16 protein-coding genes are annotated in these 15,057 nt (G+C 60.1%); 4 read left to right on the forward strand and 12 right to left on the reverse strand.

Features of this window, described 5'->3' with window-relative positions:
- Nucleotides 1-148: 148 nt before the first annotated feature.
- From phnV to phnR, 5 genes are all read right to left on the reverse strand, one after another.
- Nucleotides 149-946, reverse strand: a complete 798-nt coding sequence (phnV, locus tag ABLV52_RS25115; RefSeq protein ID WP_032454408.1) for a 2-aminoethylphosphonate ABC transport system, membrane component PhnV — start codon at nt 944-946, stop codon at nt 149-151.
- A gap of 2 nt (nt 947-948) precedes the next feature.
- On the reverse strand, nt 949-1,809 hold the full coding sequence (gene phnU, locus ABLV52_RS25120) for a 2-aminoethylphosphonate ABC transporter permease subunit (protein ID WP_348891049.1): 861 nt from the start codon (nt 1,807-1,809) through the stop codon (nt 949-951).
- Nucleotides 1,809-2,921 (reverse strand): 2-aminoethylphosphonate ABC transport system ATP-binding subunit PhnT, encoded by a 1,113-nt coding sequence (phnT, locus tag ABLV52_RS25125; RefSeq protein WP_064158476.1) that lies wholly within the window; start codon nt 2,919-2,921, stop codon nt 1,809-1,811. The genes phnU and phnT overlap by 1 nt, the downstream gene beginning before the upstream one ends.
- Nucleotides 2,922-2,926: 5 nt before the next feature.
- Nucleotides 2,927-3,940, reverse strand: coding sequence for a 2-aminoethylphosphonate ABC transporter substrate-binding protein (locus tag ABLV52_RS25130; protein WP_348891050.1), 1,014 nt, complete (start codon nt 3,938-3,940; stop codon nt 2,927-2,929).
- A gap of 176 nt (nt 3,941-4,116) precedes the next feature.
- The gene (phnR, locus tag ABLV52_RS25135) at nt 4,117-4,836 is read right to left on the reverse strand and encodes a phosphonate utilization transcriptional regulator PhnR (RefSeq protein WP_023291430.1); all 720 of its coding nucleotides are present in this window, start codon (nt 4,834-4,836) and stop codon (nt 4,117-4,119) included.
- Between the two features lie 140 nt (nt 4,837-4,976).
- Here phnR and phnW point away from each other — a divergent pair, with 140 nt between their 5' ends.
- Together phnW and phnX are read left to right on the forward strand one after the other, a co-directional pair.
- Nucleotides 4,977-6,080, forward strand: coding sequence for a 2-aminoethylphosphonate--pyruvate transaminase (gene phnW / locus ABLV52_RS25140; RefSeq protein WP_348891051.1), 1,104 nt, complete (start codon nt 4,977-4,979; stop codon nt 6,078-6,080).
- 9 nt (nt 6,081-6,089) lie between these two features.
- Nucleotides 6,090-6,899 carry a phosphonoacetaldehyde hydrolase gene (phnX, locus tag ABLV52_RS25145; RefSeq protein ID WP_048335629.1) on the forward strand — a complete coding sequence of 270 codons (810 nt, stop codon included), beginning with the start codon at nt 6,090-6,092 and terminating at the stop codon, nt 6,897-6,899.
- Here phnX and nepI read toward each other — a convergent pair.
- On the reverse strand, nt 6,896-8,089 hold the full coding sequence (gene nepI / locus ABLV52_RS25150; RefSeq protein WP_348891052.1) for a purine ribonucleoside efflux pump NepI: 1,194 nt from the start codon (nt 8,087-8,089) through the stop codon (nt 6,896-6,898). The two genes, phnX and nepI, sit on opposite strands and share 4 nt — an antisense overlap.
- A gap of 211 nt (nt 8,090-8,300) precedes the next feature.
- Here nepI and ABLV52_RS25155 point away from each other — a divergent pair, with 211 nt between their 5' ends.
- Both ABLV52_RS25155 and ABLV52_RS25160 read left to right on the forward strand, forming a co-directional pair.
- On the forward strand, nt 8,301-8,660 hold the full coding sequence (locus ABLV52_RS25155) for a type II toxin-antitoxin system RelE/ParE family toxin (RefSeq protein WP_348891053.1): 360 nt from the start codon (nt 8,301-8,303) through the stop codon (nt 8,658-8,660).
- Entirely contained in the window at nt 8,644-8,967 is a 324-nt protein-coding gene (locus ABLV52_RS25160) for a DNA-binding transcriptional regulator (RefSeq protein WP_004173862.1), read from the forward strand. Before ABLV52_RS25155 ends, ABLV52_RS25160 begins: the two co-directional genes overlap by 17 nt.
- Nucleotides 8,968-9,057: 90 nt before the next feature.
- On the opposite strand, the gene ABLV52_RS25165 is transcribed toward ABLV52_RS25160, so the two are convergent.
- The 6 genes from ABLV52_RS25165 to ilvN form a co-directional block, all read right to left on the reverse strand.
- Nucleotides 9,058-9,510: a DUF1198 family protein gene (locus ABLV52_RS25165; protein WP_004901545.1), complete on the reverse strand. Its 453-nt coding sequence runs from the start codon at nt 9,508-9,510 to the stop codon at nt 9,058-9,060.
- A 136-nt stretch (nt 9,511-9,646) separates the two neighbouring features.
- Nucleotides 9,647-11,038: a hexose-6-phosphate:phosphate antiporter gene (gene uhpT / locus ABLV52_RS25170; protein ID WP_004202242.1), complete on the reverse strand. Its 1,392-nt coding sequence runs from the start codon at nt 11,036-11,038 to the stop codon at nt 9,647-9,649.
- Between the two features lie 145 nt (nt 11,039-11,183).
- Entirely contained in the window at nt 11,184-12,512 is a 1,329-nt protein-coding gene (locus tag ABLV52_RS25175) for an MFS transporter (RefSeq protein ID WP_348891054.1), read from the reverse strand.
- Between the two features lie 11 nt (nt 12,513-12,523).
- A complete protein-coding gene (gene uhpB / locus ABLV52_RS25180) occupies nt 12,524-14,005 on the reverse strand; it encodes a signal transduction histidine-protein kinase/phosphatase UhpB (protein ID WP_072199062.1) in 1,482 nt (493 codons plus the stop codon).
- A gap of 17 nt (nt 14,006-14,022) precedes the next feature.
- Nucleotides 14,023-14,616, reverse strand: coding sequence for a transcriptional regulator UhpA (gene uhpA, locus ABLV52_RS25185; protein WP_049013464.1), 594 nt, complete (start codon nt 14,614-14,616; stop codon nt 14,023-14,025).
- Nucleotides 14,617-14,768: 152 nt separating this feature from the next.
- Nucleotides 14,769-15,056, reverse strand: coding sequence for an acetolactate synthase small subunit (gene ilvN / locus ABLV52_RS25190; protein WP_017899675.1), 288 nt, complete (start codon nt 15,054-15,056; stop codon nt 14,769-14,771).
- Nucleotide 15,057 lies beyond the last annotated feature (1 nt).

The following is a 15,057-nucleotide window of genomic DNA, read 5'->3' on the forward strand; positions in this document are numbered from 1 at the left end:
TCCATACCTGCGGTTGTGCCGGATGGCGGCATAAATGCCTTATCCGGCCTACGTTTCTGAGGAGGCCTGCGGGATCCCCCCGTAGGCCCGCGCAAGCGCAGCGCCGCCGGGCGGTCAGACGCCAGCCCCGCATGACGACATCCACTCTTTATCTCTGACACAAACGACGGGCGATGCGCTCCAGCTTCATCATCAACAGCAGCGTGACGCCCACCAGCACGATGGTCAGCGCCGAGCCATCGGCGATATTACCGCGATCGGTCAGGCTGAAAATGGTCACCGGCAGGGTGGTCCAGCCCGGCGGATAGATCATCACCGTCGCTCCCAACTCCCCCATCGACAGCGATAAACTCAGCGCCAGCGCCGAGATCATCCATGGCGTCATCAGCGGCAGCGTCACATGGCGCAGGCGGTACCACGGGGAAGCGCCCAGGCTGGAGGCGACGTTTTCAATATCAGCGGAAATTCGCGCCAGCCCGGTGGTCACGTTGCTGAAGGTAAAGGCCGAGATCAGCACGAAATGCGCCGCCAGGACGATAAAGAAGGTGCCATTCATCTGCAGCGGCCCCTGGCTGAAGGCCACCAGAATGCCCAGTCCCACGGAAACCGAGGGGATGGCGCTGGGCAGATAAAACATCAACCCAAGATATTTCTGCAGCTTCGCGCCCGTCTGGCGCAGCGCCAGCGCCGCCCACATCCCGCACAACAGCGCCAGCAGGCTGGCGCAGAAGCCCACCATCAGGCTGGAAAACAGCGAATCCCACGCCGCGCCGCGAAAAGCGTTAACAAAGTGGGCAAAGGTAAAGCCGGTGGGCAGCAGGCCGTTCCACTGCTGGCTCAGGCTGGAGAGCAAAATCACCGCCAGCGGCAGCAGGAAGATGCCGGCAAAGAGCGTCACCGCCAGCGCGCCCGCCGCCGCGCGGCCTTTACGCGACCAAATCAACATCGTTAACTCCTTACGCCAGTGCGCGCCGCCGCCAGCCGATAGAGCATAAACAGCCCCAGCGACAGCATAATATTCATCAGCGCGATCATGCAGGCCACGCTGTAATCCGACTCCAGAATCGCCTTGCTGTAGACCATCATCGGCAGGGTATTGACCCCTTTGGCGCCGATAAACAGCACGATACCGAACTCGTTAGTGGTCAACAGCAGGCACAGGCTGCCCCCCGCCATCAGCGCCGGCAGCGCCGCCGGGAAGATAACCTGGGTCATCACCCGCAGCGGGTGAGCGCCAAGAATACTCGCCGCTTCCAGCTGACTCTTATCGATCTGCCGCAGTCCGGCCATCAACGGGCGCATCACCAGCGGCGTAAAGACGGTGATCTCCGCCAGGATCACGCCGTTAATCGAATAGAGGAAGTCCACCGGCGGCAGTTCAAAGGCGAACAGCGCCATCAGGGCGCCGTTGAGCAGCCCCGCCGATCCGTAAATAAAGGTGAACGCGAGAGTGATAAGGAAGGTCGGCAGCGCAATAAAAGTATCGATCACCCGGCAAATCAGCTGGCTGCCGGGGAACGGAATAAAAACCAGAATCAGCGCCAAAACGCTGCCGAGCACCAGGCAGCCAAGGGTAGCGAACACCGCAATCTGTAAGGTATTGAGCAGCGCGCCAATAAAGCGTTTTGAGTCAATCACCTGCCAGAAGGTTTCGAGGCTCAGGTTGCCGCTGGCGTCGCGCAGTGCCTGTTCGGCGATCAGCAACAGCGGATAGAAAAACAGCGTCGCCAGCACCAATAGCGGCAACGCCAGCCACAGGTAAGGGCGCAGGTTTCGCGCCGAGCGCGTAAGGATTAAGGTTTGCGACATCATTGCTCCTCGATCAGAACCGCATCGCCAGGTTCGAAGTAGAGCGCCAGCTTGTCGCCCGCGCGCGGCAGGGGGTTGACGTGAGTCATGACGATCCGCACCGCTTCGCCCGCGACGTCGCACAGCAGATGCGTCAGATCGCCCTGCCAGTGTACCGAAGTCAGGGTGGCGTTGAGGCGATTACTGGTTGCCGATCGCGGCGCCAGGCTCATATGCTGCGGGCGAATGCATAACAGCTTGTTGTTGCCATGCAGCCCGCCCCGGCTGAAGGCGTTAACCAGGCCGCCGCCGCAGCTCACGTTAACCAGACCCGGCTGAAGACTATCGGTCAACGCCGTCGCCTGCAGGATATTGGCGCGGCCGAGGAATTCGGCGCTAAAGCGGTTTGGCGGATAGTGGTACAGCTCGTGCGTTTCGCCATGGGCGATCAGCGACCCGTCTTTCATAATGCCGATTTTATCCGCCAGAGTGAGCGCTTCGGTCTGATCGTGGGTGACGTAGAGGATGGTCAGCTCCGGCAGTTCGCGGTGCAGACGGGCAATCTCTTCCACCATGTTATGACGAATTTGCGCATCCAGCGCCGACAGCGGTTCATCAAGCAACAACACCCGAGGACGCACGGCAATGGCGCGGGCTATCGCGACGCGCTGCTGCTGGCCGCCGGAAAGCTGATGCGGATAGCGGGTGGCGTAGTCCGCCATACCAACGATTTTTAAGGCTTCAGTCACCCGCCCGGCGATCAGCGCCCTGGGCTGCTTTTGCGCCCGCAGGCCGAAGGCGACGTTGTCTTCCACCTTCATATGGGGAAACAGCGCGTAGTTCTGCACCACCATCGCCAGCCCGCGCTGGTAAGGCGGCAGGCGGGTGACGTCCGTGTCGCCGATCAGGATCCGCCCGCCAGCCGGTTGCACAAATCCGGCAATCGCCCGCAGCACGGTGGTTTTCCCGGAACCGGAAGGGCCAATCAGCGCCAGCACCTCACCGGGTTCAATGGTCAATGACAGCGGTTTTAAGACCACGTTGCCGTGGTAGGAAACGCGCAGCGAGTCCAGGGTGATCCCGGAAGTCCCCGCCAGCGACGGGGAAGGCGTGACGGTCGTTTTCATTAACATCAGGCTTACTCGCTATCGGTCACTTTATGCCAGCGGGCGATATCCGCCGAGAGAGAAAGCGCAACGTCGTCCCAGTTAGGTTCCCAGCGCTTCACGCCGTCGAGCACCGCCTGCGCCGCCTTAAAGTTAGCGTCATCCGGCGCCACGTCGTTGCGTACCGGTAAGCCCCAGGAGCGCGCGCTGACGCTGGATTGCGCCGGTTTATCCAGCAGGAAATTAATCAGCTTTTTGCCGTTTTCGCTGTTCGGCCCGTTCTGCACCAGCCCGATGGTGTAGGGCAGCACCAGCGCGCTGCGCTCGCCGTTATCATCCGCCGGCCAGAAAATTTTAACGTTCGGGTTACGCGCCATCTGCGACAGGTTCATCTGCAGATCGCCGTTGGCGACGTACAGCTCGCCTTTGTTGACCAGCGCCGTCAGCTTGCCGGTGGAGGCCGATGGGCCGACGTTATTGGCCTGGAGCTTGCCAAGATAGGCAAAGCCAGCGTCTTTACCGCCAAGGCTGTGGAAGGCCTGCAGCATCACCGCGGTGCCGTCCCCCGCCTGGCCCGGCGTGGAGTACTGGAGCTTATTCTTAAAGCGGCTATCCAGCAGAACCTGCCAGCTGGCCGGCGCGGTTTTCAGCAACTGACCGTTATAGATGAAGGTCAGATAGTTGTTCACCAGCGGCGAATAGCGGTCGTTGGCGCCAGGGATCTGCGCGCTGCCCTGTGGAGTAAAGGTGGCCAGCAGCTGCTCTTTCGCGGCGCGCTGGATAAACGGCGGCACCGTGACCAGTACGTCGGCCTGCGGATTGGTGCGCTCCTTCGCCAGACGCTCGACAATCGCGCCGGAGCCGCCTTCCACATACTGCACTTTGATGCCCGTCGCTTTGGTGAAGGCGTCGAACTGGCTCTGATACCAGCTGTTATCGCCGTCATGCAGGCCGTCGGCGGAGTAAACCGTGACGACGCCGTCCGCCCAAACCGGGGAGCTGGTCAGCGCGAACAGGGACAGCAGGGCAAGTCGGGAGAGTTTCATCGTGTTAGCCTCATCGCAGTTGGTTATTCTGGTGTAGACCAGATTTGCCTTCACGCTACCGGGGGTTTATGACAAAACGATGAAAGAAGTGTGTCGAAAGAATTAAAACGAGGGGAGGCATAGCCCCGGTTAACGCTGACGCCACCGGGGACACGGGAAGGATTAATGCAATAAAATCAATGGGTATCGACTTCGATCCGTAGGCTGTCATGCCGCCAGTATTCGATATCGTAATCAAGAATACGCCCGTGCTGATCGTAATTCAGCCTGCGCAGCAGCAGCGCCGGGCGCCCCTCCATCACCCCCAACGCCGCTGCGGCCTGCGGCGGCATGGAGGTGGGATAAAACGACAAATGCATACTGGTATAGATCAGGTCGTACTGGCTCTGATAAATCTCGGTCAGACTGCCGTTGAGATCGTGGCGCAGCAGCTCCGGCACCCGGGCCGGCAGGCAGTGGTTTTCGCAATAGCACACCGGACGCCCGTCGGCATAGCGCAGGCGGGTCAGCAGGTAGACCTGATCGAAGGGCTGCAGCGCCAGCGGCGCCATCACATCCAGCGGCACGGCGGATAACCGGCCATCAAGCAGCACCGTTTTCGGCTCACGTCCCTGCTCGAGACACAGCTTGTGGAAGTTGGTGTTCTGCGTCGGATCCAGCCACAGCCGCTCCGGCGTCACAAACCAGCCGCGGCGGTCGGCGCGGTAGATCACGCCGCTGGCCTCCAGCTGCGCCAGGCTCTCGCGCACGGTGATACGGGTCGTGTTGAACAACGCGCACAGCTCGCGCTCGGAAGGCAATTTATCGCCGCTTTTGAGGGCGCCGTTTTGAATACGCGCCTGCAGCTGCGCCTTAATCATCAGGTATTGCGGCATCTCGCCAGAGGGTGATTTCATGTTTACTCGCTGCCACTTTTGGTGCGCTCATTATACATAGCCAGATGAATTTTTTGTTGCAGCGCCACATTTCCTTTGACCCTGCCCCGGCTTTGTCTCCATGATAAATACCAATCTGGTATAGACCAATGGTGAGACAAATGACTTCACGAAACTACCTGCTGCTGACCCCCGGCCCGCTAACCACCTCCCGCACAGTGAAAGAGGCGATGTTATTCGATAGCTGCACCTGGGATGATGATTACAATCTCGGCGTGGTACAGACCATTCGTCAGCAGCTGGTGCAGCTGGCCACCCCGGCCGCTGGGTATACGGCGGTGCTGCTGCAGGGCAGCGGCAGCTACGCGGTCGAAGCGGTGCTCGGCAGCGTCATCGGCGAACAGGGCAAAGTGCTGATCGTCAGCAATGGCGCCTATGGCGCGCGTATGATTGAGATGGCTCAGCGGATGGGTATCGCCTTCCACCCTTACGACTGCGGCGAAGTCGCCCGCCCGGACGCCGCGGCGATCGCGCGGATCCTGCGGGATGACCCGGCGATCACCCATATCGCGATGGTGCATAGCGAAACCACCACCGGCATGCTCAACCCGATTGAAGAGGTGGCCGCGCTGGCGAAAGAGTATGGCAAACGCTATATCGTCGATGCGATGAGCAGCTTCGGCGGCATTCCGCTGGATATCGCCGCGCTGAATATTGACTACCTGATAAGCTCTGCCAACAAGTGCATTCAGGGCGTGCCGGGCTTCGCCTTCGTCATCGCCCGCGAATCGGAGCTGGCCGCCTGCAAAGGCTGCTCGCGCTCGCTGTCGCTGGATCTTTACGCCCAGTGGCGCTGTATGGAGGATAACCACGGCAAGTGGCGCTTCACCTCGCCGACCCATACCGTGCTGGCCTTCGCCCAGGCGCTGAAAGAGCTGGCCCAGGAGGGCGGCGTCAGCGCCCGCCATCAGCGCTATACCCGCAATCAGCGCCGACTGGTAGCCGGAATGCGCGCGCTCGGCTTCCGGCCGCTGCTCGACGACAGCCTGCACTCGCCGATCATTACCGCCTTTTATTCACCGGATGCGCCGCAGTATCGCTTTCACACCTTCTACCAGAAGCTGAAAGATCAGGGCTTCGTGATCTATCCGGGCAAAGTGTCGCAAAGCGATTGCTTCCGCATCGGCAACATCGGCGAAGTCTACGACGCCGACATCACCGCCCTGCTGGCGGCCATCGACAACGCCATGTACTGGAAACAATAAGGAACCGCCATGAACCGTATCACCGCACTCATTCTCGACTGGGCCGGCACCACCGTGGACTTCGGCTCCTTCGCGCCGACGCAAATTTTCGTCGAGGCCTTCCGCCAGGCCTTCGATATTGAGATCACCCTTGAAGAGGCCCGCGTGCCGATGGGGCTTGGCAAATGGCAGCACATTGAGGCGCTGGGCAAACTGCCGTCGGTCGACAGCCGCTGGCAGGCGAAATTTGGTCGGGCGATGACGGCCGCTGATATCGATGCGATCTACGCCGCGTTTATGCCGCTGCAAATCGCTAAGGTTGTCGATTTTTCCGCTCCGATCGCCGGCGTGGTCGACACCCTCGCCGCGCTGCGCGCCGACGGACTGAAGATCGGCTCCTGCTCGGGCTATCCGCGCCCGGTGATGGAAAAACTGGTTCCAGCCGCCGCCGCCCAGGGCTATGCCCCGGACCACTGGGTCGCCACCGATGACCTTGCCGCCGGCGGGCGTCCCGGGCCGTGGATGGCGCTGCAGAACGTGATTGCCCTGGGCATAGACGATGTGGCCCACTGCGTGAAGGTCGACGACGCCGCGCCGGGCATCAGCGAAGGGTTACATGCCGGGATGTGGAGCGTCGGCCTGGCGGTGTCGGGAAATGAATTTGGCGCCACCTGGGAGGCGTATCAGGCGATGTCGAAAGAGGAAATCGCCACCCGTCGCGAGCGGGCGGCAGGCAAGCTGTATGCCGCCGGGGCGCATTATGTGGTTGATACCCTGTCGGACCTGCCGGGGGTGATTGCGGATATCAACGCCCGGCTGGCAAAAGGCGAGCGGCCTTAAGCGGGTGAATTCATCTTCACTTTGGCCGCCACCAGCAGGCCGGTAAACAGCATCAATACCCCTGACAACACCAGCGGCGACAGCAGGCCTAAATGGTCAAGCGCAATGCCGCCGACCGCGGCGCCGCAGGTGTTGGCCAGCTGGATCACCGCCACCTGAATCGACCCGGCTTTTTCCGCCTGATCGGAGAGGGAACGGGTGATCCACGTTGACCACCCCACCGGGATCAAGGCGAACGCGAAGCCCCAGATGATCGCCACCGTCGAGGCGACGATTTTGCTTTCCCCCCACAGCACCAGCGCCGCCGCGCAGGCGGTCAGCACCAGCGGCGCAATCGCCAGCGCCGCTTTCACCGAGCGCTTGAGCAGCACCGAGGAGAGCGACGTGCCGATGAAGCTGGCGATACCAAAGCTCAGCAGCACCAGCGTCAGGCCATCGACATCAAACCCGGCGAGGGTCATGTACACCGGGCGAATATAGGTAAAGAAGGCGAACTGTCCGGCAAAAGCCATGAAAATGGCGCACATGCCGGCCATCACCCCCGGCCGCTTCAGCAGGCCAAACATTTTTTGCTGCTGAGCCGCCGATTCACCCGGCAGCGACGGCAGCGCTTTCAACACCCAGATCGTACACAGCACGCCCATCACCGCCGCGCCGTTAAACACGTTGCGCCAGCCGATAAGCCCGCCAAGAAAACTGCCCAACGGGGCGGCGATCACCAGCGCGATGGATACCGCGCCGAAGATAATCGACAGCGCTTTCGGCACCACGCGCATCGGCACCAGACGCATGGTCAGCGAGGCTGACATCGCCCAGAAACCGCCGAGCGCCAGCCCCAGACAGGCGCGTCCCAGCAGCAGCAGGGTGAAGCTATCGGCAAAGGACACCAACAGGCAGGAAAGGGTCAGCAGCAGCGAAAAGAGGATCACCACGTAGCGGCGATCGGTTTTGCCAATGACGGAGGTGATAAACAGGCTGGAAAACATCGCGACGAACGCCGTCGTCGTCACCGACTGCCCGGCCATCCCTTCGGAGATGCCTAAATCCAGCGCCATCGGCGTCAGCAGACTGACCGGTAGAAATTCGACGGTAATCAGGCAGGCGACGCAGAAAGCAACCGCGAAAACTGCCGACCAGTTTGGTCGCGCGAGCTCGCGTGCGTGGGTTTTGGCTTCATTTGAATGACTCATGAGTGACCTGCGAAGAAAGTGGCGGAAAGCTGCGCAGTGTAACATTTTGTTTGTGACGCATTTAACGTTTTCGCAACTCTTCTCGCTTTTCATAAGAGGATGCGTAGCTGCTCGCATGTTTAAAAAAACGATGCTTGCTATCGCTTTAACAAATCTCAGGAGAATTTAATGTAGCACTATGTGCTATACTTTTAACGACAGGATGTCAGCAATGCGTATCTTTAAAACCAAATGGTTCGCCAGAGAGGCTAGCTCTCATGGCATTTCCGACGACGAGCTCTATCAGGCAATTCATTCTGCGCTTCAGGGCAAAGTGGTTGATTTAGGAGGAGGTGTTTATAAAAAGCGACTCAACAAGAATCGCGATCGCGCAATCATCCTTACCAAAAGCGCAGGGTATTGGTTTTATACCTTTCTATATGCCAAACAGGATATGGCCAATATCAACCATCGCGAATTAATGGGGTTTCGTGAGTTAGCAAAACACTATGCCAATCTCTCTGAAGAGAAAACGACGGCCTTAGTTAAAAGTAAAGAATTGGTGGAGATTTGCGATGACAGCAAAAAATAAATACAAAAGCCCGGCTTTCGAAGCGATCCATAGCGCTGCGTCGGGGCTATTCAGCGTTGGCGCAATCCCACAGGAAACAATGCGCCATTTTGATGAATCATGTCTCGGTAGCGTAGCCGCACTTCAACCCATTGAAATTAAAGCGCTACGTGAACAACTCAATGTTAGCCAACCCGTGTTCGCTCGTTATCTGAATACCAGTGTGTCTACCGTGCAAAAATGGGAGACTGGCGCTAAACGACCGAGCGGAATGTCATTAAAATTGCTTAGCGTCGTACAAAAACACGGCCTGAAAATCCTACTGTAGTTATTCTGCCGGATGGCGCTTACGCTTATCCGGCCTACAAGGAACGTAAGGGAGATATGGTTTTGAACCACAGGCCGGATAACAATGATATCAGTGCAACCAGTGCACGCCGTCTTCCGGGAGAAACAGGTCGTTATAGCGCTGCTGAAGGTTATGCAAATCGCTCACATCCGGATCCAGCTCGCGCAGAAACCCTTGCGCAAGGCGGATTTGCGCGTCGGTGATCGGCGCCGCTAAACGCGCTTTTTGCATCAGGCGATACCAGTAATGCAGGTTTTTTTCGCTGGCGTCGACAATCGCAACCTGCCAGATCAGCAGCACCTGGGCGGCATTCTGCAGATGCGCTTCATTCGGTCGTTCCAGGTAACGCAAATACTCATTGCCGGCGGTTTTACCCAGCTGATCGATCATCGATTCCAGCGGGACGGGCGTAATGCCAAGGCGTTCGCTCAGGCGGCGGATCGCGCGGCGTGAATCAGAGGTAAGCACCCGAAATCCCACAACAAACACCACTACCAGGGTGGCCAGTCCTATCCAGATCATGCATCCTCTCATCCAATCGCGGCCTGACTATCATAATGGGAATTTGCCTGCTGTCGACTGCCGGACCTGGCATAATGCGCAAGAAATAAAAAAGCCCGGCGCGAAGGCCGGGCAAGGTTACCCAATACCTGGTGAATCAGGCGGTCTGCAAAATGCGATTCTTTTTCTCGCGGCGAATTTTACGCTCTTCGAAGATAGCCACGATGGCCATCAGGCAGATACAGCCGATGGCGGCGGCGTCCAGCGCCGCAAAGGTGCCGGCCCAGCCGGTGAGACCGAAGACCGGCGTGCCGTCGGCGATCATCCCGAGGCCCAGCTTGGCGAAGCTATCGCCGATCAGATAGGCGAAAGTGCCCTTGATCCCATCGGCGGCGCCGATCGCTTTTTTCGGTACGAAACCGACGGCGGCGACGCCGATCAGCAGCTGTGGACCAAACACCAGGAAGCCCAGCGCAAACAGCGAGGCCAGGTAGACGTACTGGTTGCTGGCATGTTGATAAACGCCGAGGGTGGCGATAATCAGCGCCAGCGCGATGCAGGCCACCAGCGCGCGGCGGCCGTTGGCCAGGTCCGACAGCCAGCCCCACAGCAGCGTGCCAACCAGGGCACCGACTTCAAACAGGGTAAAGCCCTGAATCGCCACCTCTTTAGACAGCTTCAGCTCCTGGAAGGCATACACGGTGGACCACTGATCGATACCAATACGCACCACGTAGAGGAAGATGTTGGAGAAGCACAGCAGCCAGATCACTTTGTTTTTCAGCACGTACTCAACAAAGATCTGCCACTTGGTCATCGCGTTTTCTTCGGTCTCTTTATCCTCTTCGCTGATCGCTTCGCCAAACAGCTCTTCCGCCGTGCCGAGGCCATAGGATTCCGGGGAGTCGCTACCATAGCGCAGGCCAATAAAGCCGACGATTAACGCAATAATCGACGGGAAGATAAACATGCCGATCACGTGGCCGTCGAACAGATAGTTGGCGCCAAACAGCGCCACGCCCGCCGCGCCGGCGCCGCCGAGGTTGTGAGAGATATTCCAGAAGCCGAGGAAGGTGCCGCGCTTACGGCGAGGCGTCCACTTGGTGATGGTGGAATAACTGCACGAGCCGCCGGTGCTCTGGAAAAAGCCGCTCAGCGCATAGAAGGCGATCATCAGGAACAGACTGGTGGAACCCGCGCCCATGCTGGCGCTAAAGCCCAGCATGCAGATGGCGGAGAGGATCAGCATAAACGGCAGGAACTGCTTGGTGTTTTTGCCATCGGCATAGTAGGAAACCAGGGTTTTCCCTACGCCGTAGGTAATGGAGAAGCCCAGGCCAATCATCCCCAGCTGCGTCATGCTCAACCCGTAAGTGGAGATCATGTCGTTCTGCGCAATATTAAAGTTCTTGCGGATCAGATACATGGTCAGGTAGCCGATGAAGACCACCAGATAGGACTGCATGAAAGGTTTGAACCACATTTTGCGCCGCACGTCGAGCGGCAGATCCAGGGTCGGCTTACGAACCTGATTCAGAAAGGCCAGCATGGGTATCTCCTGAGCTGATTTTTTATGCCTGCGTCATAGCCAGGCATTGTAAAAATCAGCGCGCCGTCTGGCCTGAGACGGCGTCCAGGTGAAACCGGGAAAATTTCCTAGTTTTGCCCCATTCGCGGCGAAAGAGTGAGATGCATCACGCTTCACTGGCGGCGCGCGGCGCCTGGGCGTTTAAGAACGGCAGCAGCAGCAGCGCGGAAATGCCGGCGGCAATCGCGATCGCCACGAAGAATCCGGTCCAGTGCCAGATATCCATTACCTGCGCCAGCGGCCAGCCGGAAAGCGACGCGCCAAGATACGCGAACAAGCCGACAAACCCGGTGGCCGCCCCGGCGGCCTCTTTATGCGAACACTCCGCCGCCGCCATGCCGATCAGCATCTGCGGGCCGAAGACGAAGAAACCGGTGGTGAAGAAGCAGGCCGCCTGCATCACGTAGCTGGCGAACGGCATCAGCCACAGGCCGCCAACCGACAGCAAAATTCCGGCGGCGAAGATCAGGTTCATCGGCCCGCGATTGCCGTTAAACAGCTTATCCGCGCCCCACCCCGCCACCAGCGCGCCGATAAATCCGCCCAGCTCGAACATGGTCACCGCCGAGTTAGCGGTCACCAGATCGACGCCAAGCGTCTCCGACATATACAGATTGCCCCAGTCGTTAATCGCCGCCCGCACCACGTACACCAGCACATAGCACAGCGACAGCAGCCAGATATAGGGGTTGGCCAGCACGTAGCGGGTGAGGATTTCTTTACGCGTCAGTCCGGCGCCCTCCTGCTGCTGGGCAATCTCCAGCGCATCGTGACGCCAGTCGCCGACGGCGGGCAGCCCCACCGCCTGCGGACGATCCCGCAGCCGCCAGCACAGGTATAATCCGGCGAGGATCGCCAGGCCCCCGGCGATAATCATCCCCGCGCGCCAGCCGTAATGTAGCGCCGCCGCCCCCACTACCATCGGGATCAGCGCGCCGCCAACGTTATGCGCCGTATTCCACAGCGCCCACCAGCCGCCGCGCTCGGTGCGTGAATACCAGGCCGTCAGCAGCCGGGCGCAGACCGGCGAGCCCCACCCCTGAAAGAAGGCGTTCAGTGCCCACAGCAGGGCGAAGGCCCACAGTGAGGAAGAAAAACCGAACAGAATATTCACCACCCCGGTGGCGATAAGCCCCAGCCCCATAAAATAGCGGGCGTCGGAGCGGTCGCTGACGATACCGGAGAAAAATTTCGACAGTCCGTAGGTGATGTAGAACAGCGTGGCCAGCAGACCGATATCGCTGCGGGTCAGCACGTTGCTGGCGAGAATATCAGGAACCGCGGCGTTAAAGCTTTTGCGGGTGAAATAGAACAGCGCGTAGCCCAGCCAGATGGTCAACAGGATATGGCGACGCCAGTAGCGATAACGCGCATCAAGCTCGCGTTTATCGCTAATCGGCGCGGCGTCCGGCGGGGCTTTTAAAAAGGCGAACATCGGCGATCCTCTCAGGCGTAACGCAGCGGTAGATTGACGCACACCCGGGTACCGTGGGTGCAGGAGATCGTCAGCGTGCCCCCCAGGGCGGTCACGCGCTCGCGCATGCCGGTCAGACCGAACCCCTGCGCGCTGGAGCCCGGCGGCAGGCCGCAGCCGTCATCTTCCAGCACCAGCATCAGTCGCTCCTCCTGCTGCCAGCCCTGCAGGGTCACGGCGCTGGCGCTGGCATGCTTGACGATATTGTTCAGTCCCTCCTGGCAGACGCGGAACAGGGTCACGCGCTGGTTTTCGCTCAGCCCCGCCTCGTTAATCCGCCAGTCGAGATGGCTGACGATGCCGCGGTCCTCCAGCTCCATTTCGCGCATCAGAGAACGTACCGCCTGCTCCAGCGGCAGGTCGTCAAGCTGGCGCGGACGAAGACGGCCCAGCAGGCGACGCACCGAGTCATACACCCCCAGCGACAGGTGTTCAATCAGTTGGCCGCTCTGGCGAACGCTGGCGTTGTCCGGCGCCAGCCGCTGGACGATCCCCGCCTGGGTGCGTATTGCCGTGATGGTCTGCCCGATATCATCGTGGAGCTCGCGGGCAACGTCGCGGCGCACGCTCTCTTCAGTCTCCAGCAGACGATCCGCCAGCCGCCGATTGCGCGCCAGCTCGCTCTGTAGCGACTGGTTCAGCTCGCGCAATCGCTGGATCCCCGCCCCCAGCAGCAGCCCGGTGAGGCTCTGCGCCAGCAGCGAAAGCAGGAGATCGACGGGGTGATCGTGCCAGGTCTGGCTGGCAATCAGGGCGATCGCGTTCATCAGCGTAGCGATCAGCGCTCCCTGCCAGCCGTAGTGCCAGGCCAGAGCGATAATCGGCAGCGCGAGGCAAAACGGGGTAAAGCGGGAGAGCTCGGCGGGCAGCCCAAGCTGCAGCCACAGGCTTATGGTGAATAACAGCAGATACCAGATCAGATGCCGCCCGCGCCAGTTTACCGGCTGCGCCACCAGCGACGGCCCCAGCGGCCGCCAGACGGTGCTGGTGAGGTAGTGCCAGAACACCAGACAGGTCGGCGCCAGGGTCAGGCCGCCGGTGAGCGTCAACAGCAGGGCGTTAAGCCCCTCGTCCCCCTCCGCCAGCCAGGGCAGCGATTGCAGCAGCGCGGCGGCCATTAACGCCCCGCCCTGACGCAGAAGCGTCAGCCAGTCGCGCTGCTGGCGATATCGCGAGATCAGCGCCACCGGCAGGAGGGTCAGCAGGCTTCCGGTCATCAATATTATCGGATGCGCCAGCGCCACTTCCTGCGTCAGCCAGAAGATCAGCAGCCACTCGCTTCCCAGCAGCACCGGCCAGTAGCCGCGCGGGCACTGGAGCATCAGCCCCAGCCGCAGGCCGAAGGGGAACAGCAGCACCGCCAGATCGGCGCGCTCCACCAGATGCAGGCTGATGCTCCACAGACAAAACCAGGCGGCGGCGAAGATAAAGGCGCAGCCGATCACCGACAGCAGGCGCGGGAGTAAGGTCTTCATTGCCAGCTGTCAAACATGCGGCGCGCCAGCTCGACGTCATTGCTGACGCCCAGCTTTTCCAGCAGGTTGGCGCGGTGAACGTGGACGGTTTTCGGCGACAGCCCGAGCTCAGCGGCGATCTCTTTTACCGCCATGCCCTGCGCCAGCTTTTCCGCCACCTGACGTTCGCGTTTGGTGAGCGGATCCTGGCGCCCGGCGGCCAGCTTCATGGCGATATCCGGCGTGAGATAGCAGCCGCCCGCCGCCACCGTGCGCACCGCGGCGATAAGTTCGTCCGGGCTGCAGCGTTTCGACAGAAAGCCACGCGCGCCGGCGTTGAGCGCCTGCTCGACCAGCGCCGGGCTGTCGTGCACCGACAGCATAATGGTCGCCATCCCCTTCGGCAGCTGGCTGAGCAGCTCCAGCCCGGAAATATCCGGCATCGAGATATCGCAGATACAGATCTGAACGCCGCGCCCCGGCAACCCCGCCAGCGCCTCGCGGCCGCTGCCAAATTCGGCGACAACCTGAAAATCAGTTTCCAGCCCCAGCAGCTGAGCAAAGCCGGAGCGGACAATCAAATGATCGTCAATAAGGGCGATGGTGGTCATGGTGTTTCCTGGTGCCTGAAAGCGCCGGATGGCGGCGTAAACGCCTTATCCGGCCTACGGATTCACTCCCTGCAGGCCGGATTAGCGCAGCGCCATCCGGTAAAGGCGCTTACCTTAACCATAAGCACCTTACCGTTCAAGCCTTGCGCGATTTACTCGAAGAACACCGCAATTTTGTTAAACATGGTGGGATCGGACTGGTTACGCGCCACTTTGGTGACATCTTCCAGCTTTTCAATCTGGCTAATCATCTGCCCGAGACGCTGATCGTCGTTCACCAGCAGCCAGATGCGGCTGTGTTCGCTGCCCTGAATCGGTAGACAGAGAATACCTTCGACGTTAAACGCGCGGCGGGCAAAAAGCCCGCAGACGTGGGTCATGACGCCGGGGTGGTTGCGGACGGTGAGCTCCAGGATGACGTTATCACAGTGTTTTTGCATG

This window comes from Klebsiella sp. GB_Kp056 (assembly GCF_040064755.1).
Classification (GTDB): Bacteria; Pseudomonadota; Gammaproteobacteria; order Enterobacterales; family Enterobacteriaceae; genus Klebsiella; species Klebsiella quasipneumoniae.